The 24,777-nt window shown below is 70.5% G+C and carries 24 protein-coding genes and 1 pseudogene; 17 read left to right on the top strand and 8 right to left on the bottom strand.

Features of this window, described 5'->3' with window-relative positions; translation table 11 throughout:
- Positions 1 to 146: 146 nt before the first annotated feature.
- The 3 genes and pseudogenes from OG787_RS44795 to OG787_RS44785 all read left to right on the top strand — a co-directional run.
- Positions 147 to 557, top strand: a pseudogene (locus tag OG787_RS44795) (ATP-binding cassette domain-containing protein); the annotation flags it as partial.
- 273 nt (positions 558 to 830) lie between these two features.
- A complete protein-coding gene (locus OG787_RS44790) occupies positions 831 to 1,568 on the top strand; it encodes an ABC transporter ATP-binding protein (RefSeq protein ID WP_405540766.1) in 738 nt (245 codons plus the stop codon).
- A gap of 35 nt (positions 1,569 to 1,603) precedes the next feature.
- Positions 1,604 to 2,812: an ABC transporter substrate-binding protein gene (locus OG787_RS44785; RefSeq protein WP_369031946.1), complete on the top strand. Its 1,209-nt coding sequence runs from the start codon at positions 1,604 to 1,606 to the stop codon at positions 2,810 to 2,812.
- A 47-nt stretch (positions 2,813 to 2,859) separates the two neighbouring features.
- Here OG787_RS44785 and OG787_RS44780 read toward each other — a convergent pair whose 3' ends face one another.
- The 3 genes from OG787_RS44780 to OG787_RS44770 all read right to left on the bottom strand — a co-directional run bounded on the left by OG787_RS44780 (position 2,860) and on the right by OG787_RS44770 (position 5,548).
- On the bottom strand, positions 2,860 to 3,054 hold the full coding sequence (locus OG787_RS44780) for a CstA-like transporter-associated (seleno)protein (protein ID WP_369031947.1): 195 nt from the start codon (positions 3,052 to 3,054) through the stop codon (positions 2,860 to 2,862).
- Positions 3,051 to 5,228, bottom strand: a complete 2,178-nt coding sequence (locus OG787_RS44775) for a carbon starvation CstA family protein (RefSeq protein ID WP_405539182.1) — start codon at positions 5,226 to 5,228, stop codon at positions 3,051 to 3,053. The genes OG787_RS44780 and OG787_RS44775 overlap by 4 nt, the downstream gene beginning before the upstream one ends.
- Before the next feature lie 98 nt (positions 5,229 to 5,326).
- The gene (locus OG787_RS44770) at positions 5,327 to 5,548 is read right to left on the bottom strand and encodes a DUF3311 domain-containing protein (protein ID WP_369031949.1); all 222 of its coding nucleotides are present in this window, start codon (positions 5,546 to 5,548) and stop codon (positions 5,327 to 5,329) included.
- Positions 5,549 to 5,717: 169 nt separating this feature from the next.
- Between OG787_RS44770 and OG787_RS44765 the strand changes: the two genes are divergently transcribed.
- Genes OG787_RS44765 through OG787_RS44755 form a run of 3 tightly spaced genes read left to right on the top strand, consistent with a single transcriptional unit; the run spans position 5,718 to position 8,217 of the window.
- A complete protein-coding gene (locus OG787_RS44765; protein WP_369031950.1) occupies positions 5,718 to 7,280 on the top strand; it encodes a sodium:solute symporter in 1,563 nt (520 codons plus the stop codon).
- Positions 7,277 to 7,915 carry a SigE family RNA polymerase sigma factor gene (locus OG787_RS44760; RefSeq protein ID WP_369031951.1) on the top strand — a complete coding sequence of 213 codons (639 nt, stop codon included), beginning with the start codon at positions 7,277 to 7,279 and terminating at the stop codon, positions 7,913 to 7,915. Before OG787_RS44765 ends, OG787_RS44760 begins: the two co-directional genes overlap by 4 nt.
- Positions 7,912 to 8,217, top strand: coding sequence for a hypothetical protein (locus OG787_RS44755; protein WP_369031952.1), 306 nt, complete (start codon positions 7,912 to 7,914; stop codon positions 8,215 to 8,217). Before OG787_RS44760 ends, OG787_RS44755 begins: the two co-directional genes overlap by 4 nt.
- Before the next feature lie 137 nt (positions 8,218 to 8,354).
- Here the strand turns inward: OG787_RS44755 and OG787_RS44750 are convergent, their stop codons facing one another.
- A complete protein-coding gene (locus OG787_RS44750; RefSeq protein WP_405539180.1) occupies positions 8,355 to 8,861 on the bottom strand; it encodes a MarR family winged helix-turn-helix transcriptional regulator in 507 nt (168 codons plus the stop codon).
- Positions 8,862 to 9,008: 147 nt separating this feature from the next.
- Between OG787_RS44750 and OG787_RS44745 the strand changes: the two genes are divergently transcribed.
- Positions 9,009 to 10,142: an ABC transporter substrate-binding protein gene (locus tag OG787_RS44745; RefSeq protein WP_369031954.1), complete on the top strand. Its 1,134-nt coding sequence runs from the start codon at positions 9,009 to 9,011 to the stop codon at positions 10,140 to 10,142.
- A gap of 250 nt (positions 10,143 to 10,392) precedes the next feature.
- The gene (locus tag OG787_RS44740; RefSeq protein ID WP_369031955.1) at positions 10,393 to 11,622 is read left to right on the top strand and encodes an MFS transporter; all 1,230 of its coding nucleotides are present in this window, start codon (positions 10,393 to 10,395) and stop codon (positions 11,620 to 11,622) included.
- A 138-nt stretch (positions 11,623 to 11,760) separates the two neighbouring features.
- Here OG787_RS44740 and OG787_RS44735 read toward each other — a convergent pair whose 3' ends face one another.
- The gene (locus OG787_RS44735; RefSeq protein ID WP_369031956.1) at positions 11,761 to 12,672 is read right to left on the bottom strand and encodes a LysR family transcriptional regulator; all 912 of its coding nucleotides are present in this window, start codon (positions 12,670 to 12,672) and stop codon (positions 11,761 to 11,763) included.
- Between the two features lie 120 nt (positions 12,673 to 12,792).
- Between OG787_RS44735 and OG787_RS44730 the strand changes: the two genes are divergently transcribed.
- From OG787_RS44730 to OG787_RS44690, 9 genes are all read left to right on the top strand, one after another.
- Entirely contained in the window at positions 12,793 to 13,776 is a 984-nt protein-coding gene (locus tag OG787_RS44730; RefSeq protein ID WP_405539177.1) for a fumarylacetoacetate hydrolase family protein, read from the top strand.
- Positions 13,773 to 14,762 (top strand): cyclase family protein, encoded by a 990-nt coding sequence (locus OG787_RS44725; RefSeq protein ID WP_369031958.1) that lies wholly within the window; start codon positions 13,773 to 13,775, stop codon positions 14,760 to 14,762. Before OG787_RS44730 ends, OG787_RS44725 begins: the two co-directional genes overlap by 4 nt.
- 152 nt (positions 14,763 to 14,914) lie before the next feature.
- Positions 14,915 to 16,063, top strand: a complete 1,149-nt coding sequence (locus tag OG787_RS44720) for an FAD-dependent oxidoreductase (RefSeq protein WP_405539175.1) — start codon at positions 14,915 to 14,917, stop codon at positions 16,061 to 16,063.
- On the top strand, positions 16,060 to 17,088 hold the full coding sequence (locus OG787_RS44715; RefSeq protein WP_405539173.1) for an amidohydrolase family protein: 1,029 nt from the start codon (positions 16,060 to 16,062) through the stop codon (positions 17,086 to 17,088). Before OG787_RS44720 ends, OG787_RS44715 begins: the two co-directional genes overlap by 4 nt.
- The gene (locus tag OG787_RS44710; protein WP_405539170.1) at positions 17,081 to 18,019 is read left to right on the top strand and encodes a VOC family protein; all 939 of its coding nucleotides are present in this window, start codon (positions 17,081 to 17,083) and stop codon (positions 18,017 to 18,019) included. The genes OG787_RS44715 and OG787_RS44710 overlap by 8 nt, the downstream gene beginning before the upstream one ends.
- A gap of 10 nt (positions 18,020 to 18,029) precedes the next feature.
- Positions 18,030 to 18,956, top strand: a complete 927-nt coding sequence (locus OG787_RS44705; RefSeq protein ID WP_405539168.1) for a fumarylacetoacetate hydrolase family protein — start codon at positions 18,030 to 18,032, stop codon at positions 18,954 to 18,956.
- Positions 18,953 to 19,696 (top strand): SDR family oxidoreductase, encoded by a 744-nt coding sequence (locus OG787_RS44700; protein WP_405539167.1) that lies wholly within the window; start codon positions 18,953 to 18,955, stop codon positions 19,694 to 19,696. The genes OG787_RS44705 and OG787_RS44700 overlap by 4 nt, the downstream gene beginning before the upstream one ends.
- Positions 19,697 to 19,724: 28 nt before the next feature.
- Positions 19,725 to 20,480 carry a CoA transferase subunit A gene (locus OG787_RS44695; protein ID WP_405539165.1) on the top strand — a complete coding sequence of 252 codons (756 nt, stop codon included), beginning with the start codon at positions 19,725 to 19,727 and terminating at the stop codon, positions 20,478 to 20,480.
- A 20-nt stretch (positions 20,481 to 20,500) separates the two neighbouring features.
- Positions 20,501 to 21,136, top strand: a complete 636-nt coding sequence (locus OG787_RS44690; RefSeq protein ID WP_369032008.1) for a CoA transferase subunit B — start codon at positions 20,501 to 20,503, stop codon at positions 21,134 to 21,136.
- A 72-nt stretch (positions 21,137 to 21,208) separates the two neighbouring features.
- Here the strand turns inward: OG787_RS44690 and OG787_RS44685 are convergent, their stop codons facing one another.
- From OG787_RS44685 to OG787_RS44675, 3 genes are all read right to left on the bottom strand, one after another.
- Positions 21,209 to 22,027 carry an IclR family transcriptional regulator gene (locus tag OG787_RS44685; RefSeq protein WP_369031965.1) on the bottom strand — a complete coding sequence of 273 codons (819 nt, stop codon included), beginning with the start codon at positions 22,025 to 22,027 and terminating at the stop codon, positions 21,209 to 21,211.
- Between the two features lie 143 nt (positions 22,028 to 22,170).
- Complete coding sequence (locus OG787_RS44680; protein WP_369031966.1) at positions 22,171 to 22,791, bottom strand: TetR/AcrR family transcriptional regulator; 621 nt, start codon at positions 22,789 to 22,791, stop codon at positions 22,171 to 22,173.
- A 101-nt stretch (positions 22,792 to 22,892) separates the two neighbouring features.
- Complete coding sequence (locus OG787_RS44675) at positions 22,893 to 24,551, bottom strand: FAD-binding protein (RefSeq protein ID WP_405539163.1); 1,659 nt, start codon at positions 24,549 to 24,551, stop codon at positions 22,893 to 22,895.
- Positions 24,552 to 24,777: the final 226 nt, after the last annotated feature.

Below are 24,777 nucleotides of genomic sequence, written 5' to 3'. Positions count from 1 at the left end.
TGCGACGGCCCGATGTCCGGCCCGCGCCCGCCCCCGAGCCGTCGGCGGACCCCGTACCGCTGCGGCCCGCGTCCGACGACACCGTCCTTCTGAACCTGGAGCACCTGTCCGTCTCGTACGGCGGGCTCAAAGCCCTGGAGGACGCCTCGCTGACCCTCCGTCAGGATGAGATCCTGGCCGTCATCGGGCCCAACGGGGCGGGAAAGACCACCCTGTTGAACGCCCTGTCGGGGCTGACCGGCAACGGGCGGGTGAGCGGGACCGCCGAGTTCGCCGGACGGCCGCTGCTGAACGCGAGGGCGACCGCGCGGCGGCGGCTGGGCATCGGGCGTACGTTCCAGCACGCGGAGGTGTTCTCCGAACTCACCGTCGCCGAGAACGTGTTGTGCACGCGGCGCCGGGTCACGGCCCGGGACCGCGCCCAAGTCATGCGGCTGCTGCACTCCGTGGGCCTCGCGGACGTGGCGGACCGGCGGCCCACGGAGCTGCCGTTCGGGCTCCAGAAGCGCCTCGACCTCGCCCGTGCGATGGCCGAGGAACCCAAACTGCTGGTGCTGGACGAGCCGTTCGGCGGCCTCGACTCGGCTGAACGGGCGCTGCTGGCCGGGCACATCAGGCGGCTGTACGCGAACGGCACCGCCGTGGTGGTCATCGACCACGTCCTCGACGACCTGTTCTCCGTCGCCCACCGCGTGATCGCGTTCGACTTCGGACGCACGATCGGCGGAGGCACCCCGGACACCGTCCTCCAGGATCCCAAGGTGCGGTCGTCGTACCTCGGGACGGTCGGCAACCGGGCCCAACTCCCTGAGCACGTGGGCGAACAGAGCATGATCCGGCTGCGCGGTGTCGGCCATGTCTACGGCGGTGTGACCGCCCTGCGGGATGTCGACCTCAACGTCCGCAAGGGCGTCGTCCTGGGGATCGCGGGCGCCAACGGCGCGGGCAAGAGCACGCTGGCCGGCATCCTGCACGGCTCACTGAAACCCGCCCACGGCGACCGGGAGACGGGCGGTGCCGTCCGCACCTGCCTGGCGCCCGAGGGCCGTGCCCTGTTCAAGACGCTGACCCTGCGCGAGAACCTCGAAGTCGCGGCGTACGCGGCCGGGATCACCGGTGCGCCACTGCGCGAGCGGCTGACGGAGACCGTCGAGTGGCTGCCGCCACGGCTGCGCGACCGGCTGAACGCGTCCGCCGCCGGGCTGTCCGGCGGCGAGCAGCAGATGCTCGCCATCGCCCGGGCGCTCATCGTCCGCCCCGATGTCCTGATCGTCGACGAACCGGCGCTCGGGCTGGCCCCCGCACTGGTCGACGAGGTCTACGACCGGCTGGTGCGGCTGGCCCACGACGGCCTGACCGTCGTCCTGCTCGAACAACTGCTCAGCCGCGCCATGTCCGTCTGCCACGAGGTGGCCGTACTGCACGAGGGCGTCGTCGCGGCCCATGGACGGCCTGGCGACCCGGAGTTCGCCGACCTCGCCGAAGCCGCCTACTTCAGCGGCGGCCTGGAAGCCGCCGCCACCGCCACGACCGCGGCGACCGCCGCCCGGGCACCCCAAGTGAACTGAAATCACGTCATGAACGAGCATGAACGAGGTGGATCGTGTTCCGCACAATCAATAGATCTCGCCGCACTCTGGGAGCCCTCGCCGTCCTGGCCGTGGTCTCACTGACGGCCAATGCCTGTGCCGACCAGGACTCCGCGGGCGCCGCCGGCAGCGATACGGAGATCCACATCGGCGCGTGGCTCCCTCTGACCGGGGCCACCGCCTCGTACGGCGTGCCCGAGAAGGCGGGCGCCGACGCGTACTTCAAGATGGTCAACGCGGCCGGCGGCATCAACGGCCGCAAGATCAAGTGGACGGTCGAGGACAACGCGGCCGATCCGCAGCAGACCGTGCAGATCGCCCGTGAACTCGTCGGCCAGGACAAGGTCGTGGCCATCGTGAACGCGAACGGCACCTCCCAGGCGGAGGCGGCCTTCCCGTTCGTCCTCACCCAGTCCAAGATCCCGGTTCTCAACGAGGTGGGCGGCAGCGAGGCCTGGTACGACCCGCCGCGCGCCGGCCTGTTCGGCACCCAGACCCTGTACGAGGACCAGGCCGCCGCGGTCGCCGCGTGGGCGGTGCAGGACGGCGCGAAGAAGATCCTCGTCGTGCACAGTGACCCGGCCGCGTTCGTGAACGTGGCCGAGCAGGTCGAGCCCGTGGCGAAGAAGGTGGACCCCTCGGTCGAGGTCGAGCGGCTGGCGGTCAAGTACCAGACCACCGACTACACCCCGGTGATCAGCAAGGTGAAGGCCGCGAAGACCCAGGCGGTGATCGTGATCCTCACCTCCCCCGAGGCCGCCGCCTTCCTCAAGGAGGCCAAGCTCCAGGGGCTCGACCTGCCCACCTACGCCTACGCGCCGGTGGCCGCCGAGTCGACGGTCTCGCTGGCCAAGGACGCCGCCGAGGGCCTCAAGGCCGTGCAGCTGGTGAAGGCACCCTCGGACCCTGACCCCGCGGTGAAGGAGTTCCGCACCGCGATGGCCAAGTACGAGCCCGGTCAGGACGCCGGCTTCCTCGCGCTGTGGGGCTGGAGCAACGCGAAGGTGTTCGCCGAGATCGCCAAGACCATCAAGGGCCCCGTCACGTCCGAGGCCATCAGCGCCGCGTACGCGAAGGCGTCCTCCGTGGACCCGGGGGTGTCGCCGGTGATGAAGTTCAGCGCGAGCAACCACCTCGGCACGCGAAGTGTGCAGCGGGTGGAGGTGAAGAACGGCGTCTGGACGTCCGTCGGCGACTTCTACACGCCCCCGGCGCGCGACTGAGCGACCGCCGCCGGCCCCGGCGTCGAAACGCCGGGGCCGGCAGGGTGTCAGCAGCAGCGGCTCTGCGGGTGGGTCTCCCGGTGCCGGGTGCGCAGGACCTCGTACTCGCGCCGGGTCGGTACGGGGGTGTGCGGGTGCCTGCCGCGATGGCGCTCGCAGTGGCGGTCGTACTCCGCCTCTCCGGTCAGTTCGCGCAGGTACCAGCGCACGTTCCGGAACACGGCCCGGACCTGGGCCTTCATGAGCGGGCCCCCACCAGCGGCTCGGAGGCCTGCTCCGGGAGATCGATGCGGGATTCGACGTACGGCGTCTCGGTCGTCGGGAGTGGGACGGGCGAGCGTACGGCCCGTACGCAGACCACGGCCGCGTTGGCGATGACCACCGTGACCAGCAGCAGGAACAGGGCGATCAGGACGCCGTCGACCGTGGAGTTGGTGACCACGGTGTGCATGTCGTCGAGGGACTTGGCGGGCGCGATGACCTGGCCGGCGTCGATGCCGTCGGCGTACTTGGCGCGCTGGGCGAAGAAGCCGACCCGGGGGTCGTCGGAGAAGATCTTCTGCCAGCCCGCGGTGAAGGTGATCGCGACCACCCAGGCGAGCGGAGCGCCGGTGACCCAGGCCCAGCGCAGTCGGCCGGACTTGATCAGTACCGTCGTGCAGACGGTGAGGGCGATGGCGGCCAGCAGTTGGTTGGCGATGCCGAAGAGCGGGAAGAGCTGGTTGATTCCGCCGAGGGGGTCGGTGGCGCCGGTGTAGAGGAAGTAGCCCCAGGCGGCCACGACGATGCCGCTGCACAGCCAGATGCCGGGCTTCCAGTTGACCCGGCCGATGGGCTTCCAGACGTTGCCGAGCATGTCCTGGAGCATGAAGCGGCCGACCCGCGTGCCCGCGTCGACCGTCGTCAGGATGAACAGCGCCTCGAACATGATCGCGAAGTGGTACCAGAAGGCCTTGAGGGCGGTACCCCCGAAGACCCCGGAGAAGATCTCCGACATACCGACCGCGAGGGTCGGCGCGCCGCCGGAGCGGGCGATCAGTGCCTGTTCCTCAACTGCCTTGGCGGCCTGGGTCAGTTGGTCGGGGGTGATGGTGAAGCCGAGGCCCGCCACCGCCTGGGAGGCGGATTCGGCGGTGGTGCCGAGGAGTCCGGCGGGCGCGTTCATCGCGTAGTACAGGCCCGGTTCGAGAGTGGCGGCGGCGATCAGCGCCATGATCGCGACGAACGACTCCATCAGCATGGCGCCGTAGCCGATCATCCGGACCTGGGACTCCTTCTGGATCAGCTTCGGGGTCGTCCCGGAGGCGACCAGCGCGTGGAAGCCCGACAGGGCGCCGCAGGCGATGGTGATGAAGAGGAACGGGAAGAGCGACCCGGCGAAGACCGGCCCGGTGCCCGAGGAGGCGAAGTCGCTCACCGCGTCCGCCCGCATGACCGGCGCCGCGACGACGACACCGACCGCGAGGAGCGCGATGGTGCCGATCTTCATGAAGGTGGAGAGGTAGTCGCGCGGCGCGAGCAGCATCCACACGGGCAGCACGGAGGCGACGAAGCCGTAGCCGACCAGACAGAAGACCAGGGTGGTCGGGCTGAGGGTGAAGGCGTCCGCGAGCGAGGAGTTCTGGATCCAGCTGCCGCCGACGATCGCGAGCAGCAGCAGGGCGACACCGATGAGGCTGGTCTCGACGACGCGGCCGGGGCGTACGACATGCATCCAGAAGCCCATGAACAGGGCGATGGGGATGGTCATGGCGACGGAGAAGGTGCCCCACGGCGAGTGGGCGAGGGCGTTGACCACGACCAGGGCCAGCACCCCGAGCAGGATGATCATGATGGCGAACACCGCGATCAGCGCCGCCGCGCCACCTGCCCGGCCGATCTCCTCCCGGGCCATCTGCCCGAGCGATTTCCCGTCCCGTCGCATGGACAGGAACAGCACCACCATGTCCTGCACGGCCCCGGCGAAGATCACTCCGGCGACGATCCACAGGGTGCCGGGCAGGTACCCCATCTGTGCCGCGAGCACCGGCCCGACCAGCGGTCCTGCGCCCGCGATGGCGGCGAAGTGGTGGCCGAGGAGCACCCGGCGGTCGGTGGGCTGGAAGTCGACGCCGTCCTCAAGGCGTTCGGCGGGAGTGGCCCGGCTGTCGTCCGGCTTCAGCACGCGCCGGACGACGAAGCGGGAGTAGAAGCGGTAGGCGATGGCGTACGAGCCGAGGGCGGCCACCACCAGCCAGACCGCGGAGATCTCCTCGCCCCGGGCCAGCGCGAGGACACCCCAGCCGACGGCCCCGGCCAGGGCGACGGTGGTCCAGAGCAGGATCGAGCGCGGGGACATCCGGGGGGATCCGGACGGCTGGTTCGGTGGGCCTTCCGGTGCCGGGAGGGCGGATTCGGGCATGGCTGATGCGGACATGGCGGCTCCTCACCTGACGGTGACGGGTGGATGGCTGGGCTGGGGTTCGAGGGACGGAGCGGCTCAGCGGGAGTGACGTGGGCGGTCGGCCGACCTTGTCAGGGGTCGCTGGCGTCCTTCCTGGTCAGCGCGTACGCGGCGAGCAGGCAGAGCCCGCCGCCCGGTACCCAGGCGAGCTGGTACCAGTAGAAGAACGGCGTACCGGCGAGACGCGGGCCCGCACCGGCGTACCAGGGGACCCACAGCAGCCCTGCCGCGGGCGCGAGGAGCAGTACGGCGACGGCGACGCGTCGTAGCCGTTGATGTCCGGTCCGTGCCATGACCTGCGCTCCTCTCCCGCTCGCTGTGGGTCTGTGCAAGAGTTGCCCACCCGCCGGAAACGGTTGACACCGAATTTCCAGAAGATTTCCCGTCGGTTCCCTGTCCTCCGAACCGGCCACCCGCGCAACTCTCCGGCGAGGGCTCCAGGCACACCAAGGACGGTGACCCATGGCGGACAGCGCCATGACCGCGACGTTCCTCGCCGTGATCGGCGGGGCGTCGCTGCTCGCCGTGACCGCGCGCCGCCTGCGCCCCAGCGACCGGCTGCCCTCGCTGGAGGGCTGGGCGCTGGCCGACCGGAGTCTCGGCCCGGTGTGGACCTGGCTGCTGCTCGGCGGCACCATCTTCACCGCGTACACCTTCACCGCCGTCCCCGGACTGGCGTACGGAAACGGCGCGCCGGCGTTCTTCGCGGTCCCGTACACGGTGATCGTCTGCCCGCTGGCCTTCGTCCTCCTCACCCGGCTGTGGGCGGTGGCGCGGCGGCACGGTTACATCACGGCCGCCGACTTCGTGCGCGGGCGGTACGGTTCGCCGCCGCTGGCCCTGGTGGTCGCGCTGACCGGGATCCTCGCGACGATGCCGTATCTGGCGCTGCAACTCCTTGGCATACGGGCTGTGTTGACCGCCGGGGGCCTCTACCCCCGGGGTGCCGCCGGGGACCTGGTCATGGTGGCGCTGTTCGCGGGGCTCGCGGTGGCGACGTACCGGCACGGTCTGCGCGCACCCGCCGTGATCTCGGCGCTCAAGGCGGTGGCCGTCTTCGTCTCGCTGACCGCCGTGTGCTGGCTGGTGCTCGACAGGTTCGACGGGCCCGGCGCGGTCTTCGACGGGGCGGCACGCCGGCTCGGCGGCACGGACGCCGCCCACTCGCCCCTGCTCCTCTCCCCCGAACAGCAGCCGGCCTACGCCACGCTCGCCCTGGGCTCGGCACTGGCGCTGCTGATGTACCCGCACGTCCTGACCGCCGGCTTCGCGGCCGACGGGACGCGCACGGTCCGCAAGGTCGCCGTGTCACTGCCCGCGTGGACGGGGCTGCTCGCGCTCTTCGGTTTCCTCGGCATCGCGGCGTTGGCGGCGGGGGTCCAGGCACCGGAGGGCGGTGCCGAGGCAGCCGTGCCGATGCTCGTGGACCAGTTGATGCCGGGGCCACTGGCGGGCCTGGTGTTCGGCGCGATCACCGTGGGGGCACTTGTCCCGGCGGCCGTGATGTCGATCGCCGCCGCCACCAGCTTCGTACGCAATGTGTACGTCGAGTACGTGCACCCGACGGCCACGCCCAAGCGGCAGGTGCGCATCGCCAAGGCGGTGTCGCTCACCGCGAAGGTGGGGGCGGTGGCGTTCGTGTTCGGGCTGCGCGACCAGGACGCCGTCAATCTCCAGCTCCTCGGCGGCGTCTGGATCCTCCAGATCTTCCCGGCCGTCGCCGTCGGGCTCTACACCGGGCGGCTGCATCCGCGTGCGCTGCTCGCCGGATGGGCCGTCGGCATGGTGGCAGGAACGTTCATGGTGGTGCGCGAGGGCTTCTCGTCCATCGTGGCGTTCGGCTCCGCCGACCAGCCCCTCCAGATCTACGCCGGTCTGGCCGCCCTTCTGCTCAATCTGGCCGTCGCCGTCCTCGGCACGGCGGCCCTCGAACGTCTCGGCGTCCCGCGCGGCGCCGACGCGACCGACCTGCCGTCCCGCCTGATCGTCAGGCGGCGCCCCGAGACGGGAGCGAACAACCCGTGAGACGCAGACAGCCCACACGCCTGCCGGTGCTGCCACCGGGCGCCGCCGCCGTGGCCGAACCGGCCGTCACCACGCCGTCGGTTCCCCGGCCCGCCGCCGCGAGCGAGATCCTGGCACCGGTGGTCGGCGATCCGGCCGACCTCGAACGCGAGGCCGCCCTCGCCAGCCTCTTCGAGCTGCACTACTCCTCGATGCTGCGGCTGGCCGTCCTGCTCGGCGCGGACGACCCGGAGAACGTGGTGGCCGAGGCCTACTACCAGCTCTACCGGAAGTGGCGGCGGCTGCGGGAGACCGGGGCGGCGGAGGCGTATCTGCGCTCCACGGTGTGCAATCTGACCCGGATGCGCATACGCCACCTCCAGGTCGCCCGCCGACATGTGGAGAACCCTCCCCCACCGGAGGACTCGGTCGCCTCCGCCGAGAGCACCGCTCTCCTCCACGACGACCAGCGCGTACTGATCGGCGCCCTCCAGCAGCTGCCCGCCCGACAGCGCGAGGCACTCGTCCTGCGCCACTGGCTGGGCCTCAAGGAGAGCGAGATCGCCGCCGCGATGGGCATCTCCTGCGGCTCGGTCAAGACGCACACCGCACGCGGCATCGCCGCTCTGACCCAGGCGATGGAGACACGGCGATGAACAACGACCACTTCACAGAACAGGACCGTACGGAAAGGGAGTTGCGGGCCGCCCTGGAAACCCTGGCCGACGGAGTGAGCGCCGCACCCACCCCCGACGCCTACCGCACGGCACGCGGCGACTGGCTACGCCGGGAGCGACGCCGCCGCCTCGTCCTCGCCGTACTGATCGCCGTCGTCTTCACCCTCGCCACCCTGATCGGCCTGTGGGTCCTCAACCACGCCCCGTCCGAACCCGGTGTCATCTTCTCCGGCACGCAAAGCGCGGTGATCCCGGGCGCGATGGCGGGGACCTCGCCCTGACCGACCAAGGGGCGCGGGGCCGTATCCATATGCGGCTCCGCCGCGTGGGCGCGACCAGCTACGGTCCGGCAGCGCCCCAAAGGGGCGCGGGGAACTGCGCGACCAGCAGCAAACCGACAACCCCTCACCGCACTCCCTTACCGGCGCCGCCAAGGCAACGCCTCAACATCGTCATCCCCGGCGTCCACACGCCGCAACGCGGCGTTAATAGCCTCCCCGATCTCCGCAAACCCCCGCACCTGCTCGGCAGTCAACGCATCGAAGACGGCCCGCCGCACCGCGTCCACATGCCCAGGCGCCGCCCGCTCCAACAGCTCACGCCCCTGATCGGTGAGCACGGCAAGCTGGTTGCGCCGATTCACGGGATCGTCGCGTCGATCCACGTGACCGGCCTGCTGAAGTCGCGTCACCGCATGGGTGAGCCGACTGCGCGTGATCTTCAGCCGCTCGGCCAGCTCGGACATGGTCAGGGCCTCGTCCGGGACGGACGACAGATGGGCCAGCAGCGTGTAATCCGCGTGGGTCAGCCCGGCGTCCCGCCGCAGCTGACGGTTCAGATGGTCGGACAGATGCGTGGAGAACTCGACGTAGGCGAGCCAGGCTCGCTGTTCCTCGGTGTCCAGCCAGCGGGGCGTCGTGGGCATGGTCACATCCTAGGCCCGCACGTTTGAACTTTCAAACTTCCTCCTCTAGCGTGCTCCGTAACGCAACGTTTGAAACATCAAACGATTGCCGGGCGCACTCGCGCACCAGCAACGCGCGCACCAGCACATGAGAGGCAGCACTACGCCATGAAGCACAGGAACAAGCTGATCGGCGCGGCCATCGCCACCGCCCTGGCCCTGACCGCCGTAGGCACGACCGCCATGGCCGGCACCACCACGCCCCGGCACACCACCGTCAGCGAGCAGGACCAGCTCCAGGCGCTCTACAAGGCCGCGAAGGCCGAGGGCGGCAAGGTCACCGTGTACATGGGCGGCGACGCGCCCGGCCAGTGGGACGGCCTGGCGTCCGCGTTCCGGCAGCAGTTCCCGGACATGCAGCTCAACCTGGTCACCGACCTGAGCAAGTACCACGACGCCCGGATCGACAACCAGCTCGCCAGCGGCAAGCTGACCGCCGACGCCGCGATCCTCCAGACCACGCAGGACTTCGACCGCTGGAAGAAGCAGGGCGACCTGCTGAAGTACAAGCCGGTGGGCTGGGACAAGATCTTCGCCGACGCCAAGGACAAGGACGGCTACTACACCGGCGTCTTCTACGGCGCCTTCTCCTACATCGTCAACAACAAGCAACTCCCGGCGAAGGCAAGCGACTTCAAGGGCACCGACCTGCTCAAGCCCGAGTACAAGAACAAGCTGATCCTCACCTACCCGAACGACGACGACGCCGTGCTGTTCGGCTACAAGCAGATGGTCGACGAGTACGGCTGGGACTACCTCGCCCAGCTGATCGAGCAGAACCCCAAGCTGATCCGCGGGGTCCCCGGCTCCGCCGCCGGAGTGGCGAGCGGTGACTACCTGGCCTCGATCGCGGTCGGCGGCGACGCCCGGCCGAACGGCACCCAGGTCTTCTCCGACAGCGAGCGCTTCAACTCCTGGGCCCAGCGTGGCGCCATCTTCAAGGACGCCCCGCACAAGGCGGGCGCCAGGCTCTTCATGAGCTGGCTCGACTCCCAGGCCGTGCAGAAGAACGCCATCGCGACCTGGACCTGGTCCGTCCGTGCGGACGTCGCACCACCGACCGGCCTCAAGCCGCTGGCCTCGTACAGGAACACCGACCCGAAGGCGTTCGCGAGGTTCATGTCCGACCGCGCGGCCGTCGAACGCTTCCGCTCCCAGGTCGAGTTGTACTTCGGCCGGGTCGAGGGCGCCGACCCCGGCGACCCGACGGGCACACTCGGCCGCACTCCCGGAGGCTTCTGACCACTGCCGAGCGCTCCGCGCCCCTTCGGGGTGCGGGGCGACTACTCATCCACCGTATGGATGAGCCGGATACGGGATTCGGATCGCGTGGAGGATGGCGACGCGGCGTACGACGACCCATAGTCGTCCCTACCCGCACGCAGCTGTCCGGACCAGCCGCCGTCGTGCGGCCGTCCGCAGCATGCCGCGCGCCGTCGGCGCCCGTGAGAACCGGCATGCCCGCTCCCCCGATACCGTCCCTGGAGTCGCCATGCCCGGTCCCGTCCTGCCACCCCCTTCCGCCACGGTCGACGACGACGCGCCGTCCTCCCTGGAGGTCTCGGGCCCGGCCCATCTCCTGCGGGTGACCCTGCTGATGGCGGGCAGCTGTCTGCCGATCCTGGGCGCGGTGCTGATCGCCCCGGTGCTGCCGAAGATGCAGGACCACTTCGCGTCGGTCCCCGGCGCCAAGGCGCTGGTGCCCCTCGCGCTGACCGTTCCGGCGCTGGCGCTGGCGCTGCTGGCCCCGTTCGCCGGGGTGATCGTGGACCGGGTGGGCCGCAAGCGCCTGCTGATCGTGGCGACCCTGCTGTACGCCGTGTTCGGTACGGCGCCGCTCTGGCTGGACTCGCTGGGCGGCATCATCGCCAGCCGTGCCCTGGTCGGGGTCACGGAGGCCGCGATCATGACGTGCTGCACGACCCTGATCGGCGACTACTACTCCGGTCGCCGGCGCGTGAAGTACCTCGCCCTCCAGACCATGTGCGCCTCGGCGTCGGCCACCGCCTTCTTCGTGATCGGCGGCGCCGCCGGATCCGCCGGCTGGCGCGTCCCGTTCTGGGTGTACGCGGTGAGCCTGGCGCTCGCTCCGCTGATGGCCGCCGCGCTGCCCAACCCTGCGGCTCGACCGGCCTCCGGTTCCGAGGTCACTGCCGGTACTGAGGCCCACCGTCCCTTCCCCTGGCGGCAGTTGGGAGGCATCTGCGCGCTGACCTTCTTCGGGGCGATGGTCTTCTACACCGTCCCGGTGGAGATGGCGTACCTGCTCGACGACCTCGGCGTGGAGAACTCCGGTGTGATCGGCCTGTCCACCGCCATCGCCAGTGCCGCCACCGTGGGCGGCGCGATCACCTTCGCCCGCCTGGGACGCTCCCCCGACCCGATGCTGCCCGCCGTCCTCGCGGTCTGCGCCACCGGTTTCGTCCTGATGTTCCTCGCGGGCAGCGCCCCACTGCTGGTCGCCGGGGCGGTCGTCAACTGCGTGGGCACCGGCATGCTCCTGCCGGCCCTCCTGACCAGCGCGATGTCCCGCCTGGACTTCGAGGACCGCGGGCGCGGGACGGGGCTGTGGATGGCGGCGTTCTTCGGCGGGGAGTTCGTCTGCCCGCTGGTGCTTCTGGCGGGCGAATCGGCGGTGGGGAGCTTGGCGGGTGCGGTGGGCTTGCTGGGCCTCGCCACGGCCTTCGTAGCAATCGGACTGAGGGCAGGACAGCCCACCTAGGGGCGCGGGGCTGTATCAACTTGCGGCTCCGCCGCGTGGGCGCGAGCAACCACGTACGACCCGCAGTCGCGTCTGCTGCGGAGTGTGAGTCGGCGGGTGCGGCTTGGTGGGTGGCTGGTCGCGCAGTTCCCCGCGCCCCTAGGCGGGTCCAGTGAGCGTCGCGCCCACAGCCGCCGCCTTCTGGCGGAGCCAGATGTGGGCCGCGTCCTGCGCGTGCACCGGATGCCACCACAACGCCTCCCGCACGGGAACCGCCTCGAACGGACAGGCCAGGACACGCACCGCCGCGGAGCGGACCGCCTTGCGGGCCAGGCGCTCCTGGATCATCGCGACCCGCCGGGTGCCCTCGACCATGTGGGGCAGCAACTGGAACGTCTGCACCGAGACCTCCGTCCGGGGGCTGATCCCTATCATGCTGAGCTGCCGGGCGACCGGGGCGTCGTAAGGGCGCTGGTAGACCGCCCAGGGCAGCCGCGCCAGCTGGTCCAACGTCAGCTCGTCTCCGACCTCCGGGTTGTCGTCGGCGACCATGCACAGCCAGCGGTCCTGATGCAGGTCGACCGCGGGGAAGCCGTCGATCACGCCGTGCGGCATCAGCAGTCCGTCGACGGTGCTCAGCAGGGTGGCGGTGTTCTCCTGGACGGACGGCGCCGGGTGCTGGAAGGTGAGCCGGATGCCGGGCGCCTCCTCGTGCAGGGCGCGGGCGAGCGCGGCACCGAAGACGGCCGCCCCGTAGTCGGAGGCGAGCAGCGTGAACTCGCGGGACTCGGCGGCCGGGTCGAAGTCGGCCTGGCTGGCGAAGACCCGTTCCAGCAGGTCGCACGCGGTGGCGCTGCGGTCCCGCAGGGCGGTGCCGAGCGGGGTCAGCTCGTAGGAGTTGCCGGTCCGGGCGAGCAGCTCGTCGTCGAAGTGGCGGCGCAGCCGGGACAGTGCCGCGCTCATCGCGGGCTGGCTGAGGCCGATGCGCTCACCCGCTCGGGTGACGTTGCGCTCCTCCAGCAGCGCGCGCAGGGCGAGGACCAGATTGAGGTCGAGTCTGGACAGGTTCACCGGGGACCGCCTAGCGAGCGAGAGCCATCCATGCCATGGATTCGGCACATACAGAAGATTGATTTCCGTGATCGGTAGTTCGAGGTCAGAGTAGACCGCACCCCAGCAGAAGGAAATCTGATGGCAACGCTCGCGCAACCTGCCGGCCCGTTCGCGCTCGGCACGTTCTCCGCACCGGACGGGGAGCCGTTCCCCGGTCTCCTGGTCGAGGACCGGGTGCTCGACCTGAGCACGGCCCTGGACTGGGCGCCGTCCGGCGTCCGTGCCGTGGTGGAGCGGTGGGAGGAGACCCTCCCCGTCCTGCACGCCCTCGCCGCCGACACCGTCCTCGGCTGGCAGCCGCTGGATGTCCTGCGGGTGCACGCGCCGCTGGAGCCGCGGCAGATATTCCAGTCCGGCGCCAACTATCGGCAGCACGTGATCGACCTGGAGGTCGCCCACCGCTCCCCCGACGATCCGCGCACGGTCGAGGAGGCGCGGGCCGAGATCGCCGCGGTCATGGACCGCCGGGCGGCCGAGGACCTGCCGTACGTGTTCATCGGCCTGCCGAGCACGATCACGGGCCCGTACGACGATGTCGTACTGCCCTCCTGGGCCGAACAGCCCGACTGGGAGCTGGAGTTGGCGGTCGTCATCGCCAAGTCGGCCCACCGGGTACCGGTGGAGGAGGCTCTGGAGTACGTCGCCGGGTACACGATCGCCAACGACCTCACGGACCGCGCCACGGTGTTCCGCCGGGACATGAAGGCCATCGGCACCGACTGGCTGCGCAGCAAGAACGCCCCCGGGTTCACCCCGCTCGGCCCCTGGCTCGTACCGGCCGGGTCGGTCGCGGACACCGGCGATCTGCGGGTCACCCTGAAGCTCAACGGCGAGACCATGCAGGACGAGTCCACCAAGGACATGCTCTTCGGCGTGGCACGGCTGGTGTCGTACATCTCGCAGACCGCCCAACTCCTGCCCGGTGACCTGGTGTTGACCGGCAGCCCGGCCGGGAACGGCATCCACTGGGGACGGCTGCTGCGCGACGGCGACGTCATGGAGGGCTCCATCACCGGTCTGGGTGTGCAGCGCACCCGTTGTACGGCGGAGGAGTCGGCATGAGTCTCGACCACGTCGACCACACCGGCCGCCTCGACCGTCACGACCCGGAGGGCGCCATCGCCGAGGCCGCCAAGTCGTACTCCAACTGGGGGCGTTGGGGCGAGGACGACGTGCTGGGCACCCTCAACTTCCTCGACGAGGCCAAGCGGCGCGAAGGTGCCGCACTCGTCCGACGGGGCGTCAGTTTCTCGCTCTCGCAGCGGTTCGACATGAACGGGCCGCAGAAGGGCTGGCGCCGGCGCACCAACCCCGTGCACACCATGCTCGACACCGGCACCGACGCGGCCCTCGGCAACCAGGGCTTCCCGCACGGTATCGGCGGCGCCGACGACGTGATCGCGATGCCGTTGCAGTGCTCCACGCAGTGGGACGGGCTCGGGCACATCTTCGACCACGGCAAGGCGTGGAACGGCCGCGACGCCGAGAAGGTGGTCACCTCCGACGGCGACCTCGTCACCGGCATCGAGCACATGGCGCCGTACGTCGCCGGACGCGGCGTACTCCTCGACGTCGGCCAAGTCATCGGCGAGCGGGGCGAGTTGCCCGACGGCTTCGCCATCACCGAGGAGCACCTGAGCGCCACCGCCGAGGCGCACGGGGTGACCGTCGGCCGGGGCGACATCGTCCTCGTCCGCACCGGACAGCTGACCCGCGCCCGGCGCGACGGCTGGGGCGACTACGCGGGCGGGCCCGCACCCGGCCTGTCGTTCACCACGGCGGGCTGGCTGCACAGCACCGAGATCACCGCGATCGCCACCGACACGTGGGGCTTCGAGGTACGGCCGAACGAGTTCGACCACGCCTTCCAGCCACTGCACCAGGTCGTCATCCCCAGCATCGGCCTACTGATCGGCGAGATGTGGGACCTGGACACCCTGGCAGCCGACTGCGCCGAGGACGGCGCATACGAGTTCTGGCTCACGGCCGCCCCACTACCCATAACCGGCGCCGTCGGCTCCCCGGTCAACCCCATCGCGGTGAAGTAGCCCGCTCTGAAGTCCGGCGCGAGCCCGGGCGCCCCAAAGGGGCGCGGGGAACTGCGCGACCAGCCACACACAGCCCGCACCCTACGTACCGCCCTCAACGGAGCACCCTGCCGCCCAAAGCCGCGCGGCCTCACCCCGGAGGTAACCCCGACATGGCCAACGGCCTCACCCGCACCGTCCTGATCATCGGCGGAGGAACCTCCGGCAACACCCTCACCGTCCTCCTGCGCCGAGCCGGCATCGAGGTCGACCTCGTCGAGGCGAGCCCCGACTGGAAGGCCGTCGCCGGTTCCGGCATCACCCTTCAGGGCAACGCCCTTCGCGTACTCCGAGAGGTCGGCGTCCTCGGCGGCATCGAGAAGGACGGCTACGCGGCCGACGGCGTCGCCATCCTCACCCCCGACGGCACGGTGATCTACGCCCACGACGAACTCCGCACCGGCGGCGAGGACCTGCCCGCCCACATCGGGATGCAGCGGCCCGGTCTCCAGCAGCTCCTCATCGACCGGGTGCGCACCTCGGGCGCCGGGGTCCGCCTCGGCACGACGGCCACCGCCTTCGCGCAGGACGGCGAGGGCGTGGACGTGACCTTCTCGGACGGTACGAGCCGCCGCTACGACCTGGTGGTCGGCGCCGACGGACTGCACTCCGCCACCCGCGACATGATCGGCATCACCGAGAGACCCGAACCCACCGGCATGGGCATCTGGCGCGCCCCCGCGCCCCGCCCGGCCGGTGTCACCCGTACCGAGATGATGTACGGCGGTCGCTGTTTCATCGCCGGGTACTGCCCGACCAGCGAGGACACGGTCTACGCCTATCTCGTGGAGCGGGCCCGCGACCGGGCCGCGCTGGACCCCGACGCGTACGCCGACGAGATGCGAGCGCTCAGCGAGGGCTACGGCGGGGCGTGGGAGGAGATCCGCACCGCGTTCACCGACCCGAAGGCCGTCAACTACGCGTACTTCGACCAGCTGTTGGTCGAGGGCCCGTGGCACCGCGGCCGGGTGGTGCTGGTCGGTGACGCCGTGCACTGCTGTCCGCCCACGCTCGCGCAGGGCGCCGCGATGTCCCTCGAAGACGTCCTGGTCCTGGCCGAGTTGCTGACCGGCCGCGACGACTGGGACGACCAGCTCCTCACCGACTACCACGCCCGACGGCTGCCCCGAGTGCGGATGGTCGTCGAGGCCTCCGTACAGGTCGGCCGGTGGCTGCTCGAAAGGGCGCCCGACCAGGAACGCGGCAAGGACGTGGCGGCGCTGATGGGCCGCACGATGAGCGCTCTGAAGGAACTCCCGTGACCGAGCCCCTCTCGCCCCCGACGATCGACGTCCACGCCCATCTCCTGCTCCCGGAGGTCGAGGAGGCCGTCGTCGGCCGGCCCGGTCTCGCCGAGGCCCGCGCACTCGACGCCCGCCGCAACGGCCGGGCGGCCCTGGCCGTCAACGGTCCCATGGTCGGCGCGCGCGTGCCGAGGCTCACGGACGTCGCCGTGCGCCTCGCCGCCATGGACGCGCAGGGCGTGGACATCCAGCTGGTCAGCCCGTCCCCGTCGCACTACCACTACTGGGCCGAGCCGCAACTGGCCGAGAGGCTCTGCCAGTTGGCCAACGAGGGCACCGCCGCGCACTGTGCGAAGGCACCCGACCGGCTGCACGGCCTCGGCCTGGTTCCGCTCCAACACCCCGACCTCACGGTCGAGTTGCTCGACCACGCACTCGAACAGGGCCTGAAGGGCGTGGAGATCTCCTCGCACGCACCCGGTCACGAGCTGTCGGATCCGGCGTACGAACCCTTCTGGTCCCGTGCGGAGGAGACGGGTGCCGTCCTCTTCCTGCACCCCTTCGGCTGCACGCTCGACGAGCGGCTCGACCGGTGGTACCTGTCCAACACCGTCGGCCAGCCCACCGAGAACGCGGTCGCCCTCTCCCAGGTGATCTTCTCCGGCGTCCTGGACCGTCATCCGGGCCTGAAGCTGATCGCGGCGCACGGCGGCGGCTATCTGCCGACCCACATCGGCCGCTCCGACCACGCCTGGCGGATCCGCCCCGACGCCCGGGACTGCGTGCGGGAACCGAGCAGCTATCTCAAGCGGCTGTACTTCGACTCGCTCGTCCACGACCCGTACGTACTGCGGGAGTTGATCCGGGCCGTCGGCGCCGACCGGGTGCTGCTCGGCTCCGACTTCCCCTTCGACATGGGTACCGACGACCCGCTGGGCGCGCTGCGCACGGCAGATCTGCCCGACCACGACTTCCACGCGGTGCGGGGCGGCAACGCCGCCGCCCTGCTCAACCTCGTCCTAGGAGGAACCCCCCATGAGTGACCGTCCGCTCACGCACCTCCGGCACGTCGACCTCGCCGTGCCCGACTACGACAAGCAGCTCGACTTCTACGCCGGTGTGTGGGGCCTGACCAAGGTCGCCGAGGACTCCGGGATCTCCTTCCTGGCCGCCGAGGGCTCGCCCGAGCAGTACGTCGTACGGCTGCGGAAGGCCGACGAGAAGCGGCTCGACCTGGTGTCCTACGGTGCCGGGAGCGCGGCCGACGTGGACACTCTCGCCGAGCAACTGCTTGCCGATGGCGTCCAGTTGGTGTCGCAGCCGGGCAAGGTGGACACGCCCGGCGGCGGTTACGGCTTCCGCTTCTTCGACGTCGACGGGCGCACGATCGAGGTCTCCGCCGATGTCGAGGTCAGGCAGCACCGCCGGATCGAGGAGAAGGAGGCGATCCCGGTCAAGCTGTCGCACGTCGTCCTCAACTCGCCGGACCTCGACAGGACCCGCGAGTGGTACGAGCGTCACCTCGGCTTCCGCCACTCCGACACGCTCAGCTCGCCGTACGTCGGTGACGTCATGCACTTCATGCGGATCAGCAACCAGCACCACTCCATGGCCATCGCGAAGGGCCCGCACACCTCCCTGCACCACGTGTCCTTCGAGATGCGCGGCCTGGACGAGTACATGCGCGGCTCCGGCCGGGTGATGCGGGCCGGTTTCCAGAAGGTCTGGGGTCCGGGCCGGCACATGGCGGGCGACAACACCTTCACGTACTTCCTCGACCCGCACGGCAACACCGTCGAGTACACGACGGAGTTGGAGCTGCTCGACGAGGACTCCTGGCATCCCCACGTCTACGACTTCTCGCAGCCCGAGGTCACCGACCAGTGGGGCACGGCGAACCCGATGAACGAACTGGTCGCCAAGGAGTCCTTCAACGACGTCGACCGCGGGGTGTTCGTCGCCCCGCCGGTCTGAGAGGCAACTCATGCGTATCGCCACTTACTTGCACGAGGGGCGTCGCCACTGCGGCATCGTGGAAGGCAGCGTCGTACGAGCCCTCCCGGACGGCACGTCACCCCTCGAAGCCGTCGGCGCCCACCCCGTGGGCGCGCCCGTCCCCCTGTCGGAGGTACGGCTGCTGCCACCGCTCCAGCCGCCCACCGTACGGGACTTCGTCACCTTCGAGGAGCACGTCGAGGGCGTACGACGGTCGGTGGACGGGGCCGCCGGGGTGCCGGAGCGGTGGTACGCGGCCCCGACCTTCTACTTCACCAACCCGTACGCCGTGTACGGCGCGCACGACGACATCCCGATGCCGCCGGGGTCGAGCGTGCTCGACTTCGAACTGGAGGTCGCCGCCGTGATCGGCAAGGAGGGCCGCGACCTCACTCCCGAGCAGGCCCGTGAGCACATCGTCGGCTACACGGTCTTCAACGACTGGTCCGCCCGCGATCTCCAGTCGGCCGAGATGAGGGTGGGCCTCGGCCCCTGCAAGGGCAAGGACACCGCCTCGACGCTTGGCCCGTACCTGGTCACCGCCGACGAGCTGGAGAAGTACCGCGACGCGGACGGGTTCCTGCGCCTGGAGCTGACGGCGGAGGTGAACGGCACGACCGTCGGCAAGGACCTGCTGTCCAACATGAGCTGGACGTTCGAGGAGATGGTCGCCTACGCCTCGCGCGGCACCGCCGTCCGCCCCGGCGACGTCCTCGGCTCGGGGACCTGCGGCAACGGCGGGTGTCTGGCGGAGCTGTGGGGCGTACGAGGGCATCAGGACCCGGCGCCGCTGCGGCCCGGCGACACGGTGACGCTCACCGTCGAGGGCATCGGCAGCGTCTCCAACACCGTGGTGGCCGGGGCCGATCCGGTGCCTGTGCCGGTCGCCCGGCGGCGGCTGCGGGAGCGGCCGTGACCGACGCCGGCCGGCAGCGGCTCCTCGGCAAGGTCGTGGTCGTCACGGGCGCGGCCGGCGGCCAGGGTGCCGCCGAGGCCGAGGCGCTGGCCCGGGAGGGCGCCCGGGTGATCGCCACCGACGTGACCGAGGCACCCGGCTGCCGCCGGCTCGACGTCACCGGCGAGAAGGAGTGGGCCGAACTCGCCGCCGAACTACGGGAGTCGTACGAGCAGGTGCACGGCCTGGTGAACAACGCGGGCGTCACCTGGCGGGCCCGTATCGACGACGTACGCCCCGAGGACATGGCCCGGGTCCACGCCGTCAACGTCACCGGCCCGCTGCTCGGCATCCAGCATCTCGTGCCCTTGATGCGGCCGGGGGCGTCGATCGTGAACGTCGGTTCCTCGGCGGCGCTGACCGCCCACTATCCCGTCGCGTACACGGCCAGCAAGTGGGCGTTGCGCGGCCTGACGCGAACCGCCGCCATGGAGCTGGGGCCGCGCGGCATCCGCGTGAACATCGTCCACCCCGGCTTCATCGAGACGGACATGACCGCCTTCGCCGCACCGGGCTTCCGTGAGGCGAACCTCCTCGGGACGCCCCTCGGCCGCACCGGGAGCGTCGACGACATCGCCCCGCTCGTGACGTTCCTGCTGTCCGACAACGCGTCCTTCATCACCGGCGCCGAGATCCCGGTCGACGGCGGCCTCACCGCACACGGCGGCGCCAAACCGATCTCGGACGCCGTGCACCCGTAGAGCAGAGCAGCAGAAAGGCCCACTTCCCATGGACAAGGTCCGTGCGAGCGCCGCCGAGGCGGTCGCCGACATACCCGACGGCGCGTCGCTGGCCGTCGGTGGCTTCGGTCTCAGTGGCATCCCCGATGTGCTGATCCGGGCCCTGCACTCCCAGGGCACCACAGGTTTGCGGGTCGTGTCGAACAACTGCGGTGTGGACGGGCACGGACTCGGGGTCCTGCTGGCCGACGGGCGGATCGCCCGGGTGACCGGCAGCTATGTGGGCGAGAACAAGGAGTTCGCCCGGCAGTACCTGTCGGGCGAACTGGAGGTGGAGCTGGTGCCGCAGGGCACGCTGGCCGAGCGGCTGCGCGCCGGCGGAGCGGGCATACCGGCGTTCTACACCCCGGCGGGAGTGGGCACGCAGGTGGCCAAGGGCGGGCTGCCCTGGCGCCACGCGTCCGACGGCACGGTCGCGGTGGCCTCCCCGCCCAAGGAGACCCGGGACTTCGCGGGCCGCGCGTACGTCCTGGAGCACGGCATCACCACCGACTTCGCCCTCGTACGGGCCTGGCGCGGCGACCGCCACGGAAACCTGGTCTTCCGCAAGTCCGCCGCCAACTTCAACCCGCCGGCCGCGATGGCCGGCCGGATCACCGTCGCGGAGGTCGAACAGCTCGTGGAACCGGGCGAGTTGAGCCCGGACGAGGTGCATCTGCCGGGCGTCTTCGTCCAGCGGGTGGTGGAACTGACGGCAGCGCAGACGGCCGATAAGCAACCAGAGAAGAGGACCGTACGCGCATGAGCACCACCCTCGGTACGCAACTGGGCTGGACCCGGGACGAGATGGCCGCCCGCGCCGCCGCCGAACTCACCGACGGCTCCTATGTCAATCTCGGCATCGGCCTGCCCACCCTGATTCCCGGCCATCTCCCGCCGGACATCCAGGTGGTCCTGCACTCGGAGAACGGCATCCTGGGCACCGGCCCGTATCCGGCCGAGGACGAGGTCGACCCGGATCTCATCAACGCGGGCAAGGAGACGGTCACCGTCCTGCCCGGCGCCTCCTTCTTCGACTCGGCGCTCTCCTTCGGCATGATCCGGGGCGGCCACATCGACACCGCCGTACTCGGCGCCATGCAGGTCTCCGCCGCCGGCGACCTGGCCAACTGGATGATCCCCGGCAGGATGGTCAAGGGCATGGGCGGTGCGATGGACCTGGTCCACGGCGCCCGCCGCGTGATCGTCCTGATGGAACACTCCGCCAAGGACGGCAGCCCGAAGATCCTCAAGGAGTGCACCCTGCCGCTCACCGGCGAGACCTGCGTCCACCGGATCATCACCGACCTCGGCGTACTCGACGTCACGCCGGAGGGCCTCGTACTCGTGGAGTGCGCGCCGGGCGTGACAGCCGAGGACATCGTGGACCGTACGGACGCGCCGGTGATCCGGAGGCCTTGAGCAGGCGTCGGAAGGTGGGGCACTCCAGTACTGCCGATCGATGTGCCGCGCACCTCGGGCGGACGGGACCGCTCAAGCGGGGCCGAGAGCCCGCAGCGCACTGCGGGGGCGTCGGCCGGTGAAGAACTCGTCGGTGACGGCCCGGACCGCGTTGACGACCAGGGGTGCGACACGTTCCACCGCGGAGCGTGCGTCGGCGACCACCGAGATCGCTCCGACCGCCCCTTCGGGCCCGCGGATGGCGAGTCCGAGGCAGGCGATCTCCGCGAAACACTCCCCCTGGTCGAGGGCCAGCCCGTTCCGGCCGCGTACCGCGCCGAGTTCCCGGTGCAGTACGTCGAGGCGGTCGATGCTGTGACGCGTGCGCCGCTCCATCAGGGGCGCGTACCGCGCGTCGATCTCCTCCGGGCTCAGCCAGGCGAGCATCGCCTTGCCGAGGCCGGTGCAGTGCGCGGTGGCTCTGCCTCCGACCCGTGAGGGCACGTCCACGGCTGCCCGGCCTCCGATCTTGTCCAGGTAGTAGATCTCCAGCCCGTCGAGCACCGCGAGGTGCACGACCATCCTGGTCCGCATGGCCAGGTCGAGCAGTTGGGGTGCCGCGGCGGCACGCAGGGTGCTGTGTCCGGTCTCGCGTCCGCCCAGGCCGAGCGCCCGCGGTCCCAGCGCGTAGCCGGATTCCGTGTGGTGGAGCCAGTCCAGCCGGACCAGTTGGTCGAGGATCCGGTGGGCCGTCGAGCGCGGCAGCCGGGTCCGGCGGGAGACCGTCTCGAGTGTCAGGCGCGTTCGGGGGTGCTCGAAGAGATCCATGATCAACGTCACGCGCTCCATCATCGACGGAGGCAGTACGGGCCGTTCGGCCTCAAGACGCGAGCCGAGGTGAAGGGCAGACATCGTCGTCGGCGCCTCTCTGCTGAAACTAGAATCTATTCCAGTTTGTTGCCGCCGCCAACGTACCAACGCGGACGTGCACGACCCAAGGGCCGTGCACGGGGAAATCGGCCGGTTCGCAGCACCCGCCGCGGTGTGACGCCGGCTCAGCCTTCGTCGTACGGCGCGAGGATGAGCCTCGTCGCCAGCCGCAGGTCCGACTCGGCCTGCCGGGCGGTGATCTCCTGGGTGAGCATGGCCACGAACAGCCCCCACCAGCTGTAGATGAGCAGCCGTACGACACTGCGGTCCCGTTCCCCGGCCTCGCTGACGCCCAGTACCCGCAGCAGGGTCTGGCCGAGGCAGCTCTCGACGATGTCGAACCGGGTCGGAATCACCGCCGCGTACTCGCTGAAGGCCGACAGGGCCGTCGCCGAGGCCAGCAGCGGGCTGTCCAACAGCTTCACGCTGAGCGCGACGAGGGTGTCGGCCGCCTCGGTCGCCCGGTCCGTCGTCGCGTCGACGACCATGTCCACGCCGTACCCTTCGAGGGTCGTCTCGATGTGCCACTCGAACACCGCGGTGAACAGATAGGGCTTGGACGGGAAGTAGCGGTACAGCGTGCCGAGGGCGACGCCCGCCTCCTTGGCGACGTCCTGCATCTGGATGCCGGCGAGCCCGTCACGGGCGGCGAGTTCGGATGCCGCGCGGAGGATTCGGACGCGCCGGGCGACCTGCCGCCCCGAGACCGGAGCGGCCGGCCGCCTCGGCTCGGTGCCTCTCCCCACATCTCCCCCAAGCGGTCGAGTGCGCAGGCGGGCGTACACCGAGGCGGTGCCCCGTTCGCACCGTCACCACGCTAGCAGCGCGGATGCGACGGCCTTGTGGGTCACCGCGACGCGTGGTTCGCCGCCACGTAGCCGAACACCGCCGACGCGGCGATGCTGGCTCCCGCGCCCAGGTACTTGCGGCCCATCACGGACGCGGTGCAGTTGCCCGTGGCGTAGAGCCCGTCGATCGGTGTCCCGTCGGTGTCGAGTACCCGGGCGAACTCGTCGCAGAGAAGTCCGCCGCTGGTGCCGATGTCCCCGGGATAGAGGGCGACCGCGTAGAACGGCGGCTTCGAGACGGGCCCCAGGCAGGGGTTGGGCTCGTGGGTGATGTCGCCGTAGTACTTCTCGTGGTCGCCCTCTCCCCGGTGGAAGTCCTCGTCGGCGCCCGCCGCGGCGAAGCGGTTGAACCGCTCGACCGTCTTGAGGAGTCCGCCGGCGTCGATCCCGCACCGGCCGGCGAGATCCTCCAGGCTGTCGGCGCGCTTCATCGCACCGCTGGTGATCCACTCCTCCGGTGTCCGGCCAGGGGGAGACATCCCGAACGGGTAGTGGGTGCGGTGCCGGGAGTCGACGACGAGCCAGGAGGGGATCGCACCTCCGAACTCCCGCTCGTGTGCGTGCATGCGCTGACCGGCCTCCTGGTAGGCGACCGCCTCGTTGAAGTACCGACGGCCCGCTGCGTCGACGATGACCGCGCCCGGCTTGCTGCGTTCGGAGAGGCACATGGTGGGGGTTCCGTCGGGCATGATCCACGAGGGCATCCACCAGGCCTCGTCCAGCATGTCCGTCGCGGCTCCGTGGGCCATGGCGATGCGGATCGTCTCTCCGGTGTCGCCCGGGTTGGCCGAGGTCCACCGGTCGCTGGTGGGCCGCCCGCCCGCATGCCGTTCGCGCATCTCCTTGTCGCGGGCGAACCCGCCGGCGGCGAGCAGCACGCCCTCGCGCACTCGGACACGTACGTCACGACCGTTCTGGTGAAGGACGGCGCCGATGACCCGGCCGTCCTGGACGACTAGGTCCTTCAGCGCGGATTCCAGCCACACGTCGACGCCCTGCCGCAGCAGCACCTGGAGCAGGCGGGCGGTCAGTGCCGCCCCGTTCGTCACGAGCCGCTGGCCGCGGATCCGGCCGAGCGCCGTACGCAGCCCCACCCTGGCCAGGACGGCCAGCCCGATCCGGGTCCGCATCAGCATCATCGGCCCCGCCTCGCCGGTGTAGACGGTAAGGCCGCCGGAGACACCGGGACGGATGCTGTCCTGCCACGGCCCGAGCCGTTTCCTGTCGAAGGCCTTCGCCTCGATCGCCCTGCCGCGCGCCGAGCCGCCCTCGCAGCCCCGGACACCGGAGTAGTAGTCGCTGTAGCCCTCGCAGCGCCGGAACTCCAGGCCTTCGGATTCGAGGAACTCGACCATCTCGACACCGGAGTTGATGTACGCCAGTCTGCGGGCGGGCGACGACGCCGGCCCCGCGTCACCGACGACGGTGTCGAAGTAGGCGAGTGCGGCATCGACCGAGTCGGGAACGCTCTCGCGTCGCATGAGCGGGTTGTGGGGAAGCCACATCACGCCGCCCGACATACAGGTCGACCCGCCGAACAGTTCGGACTTCTCCACGACGAGAACATCCTTGCCGAGCGCCCGCGCCCGCACCGCCCCGACGACGCCCGCACCGCTCCCCACCACCAGGAAGTCGGTCGCGTGATCCCATCCGGTCAACGACCTGCCTCCTCCGCTGCTCGGCACGGCAGCCCAACTCCGGGTACCGGCACGCGAGTTCAACCGTAGGTTCGGGGGTCGGCAGACGCCTTCGCGCTCCCGCTGAGTGGAATCCGGGCTGACGCCGACCGCGAGAGCCCCGACGAGCCGGTCGCCGGTCGCCGTTCCGGTACGCGGCCGGGAACCGGCGTTCTACCAAGTCCCCCTCGGCGACGGCCAGTTCGCG

Origin of the sequence: Streptomyces sp. NBC_00075, assembly GCF_045041225.1 — a bacterium.
Taxonomy (GTDB): domain Bacteria; phylum Actinomycetota; class Actinomycetes; order Streptomycetales; family Streptomycetaceae; genus Streptomyces; species Streptomyces adonidis.
The sequence above is the reverse complement of the archived record's forward strand: the minus strand, read 5'-3'. Positions and strand labels throughout refer to the sequence as shown.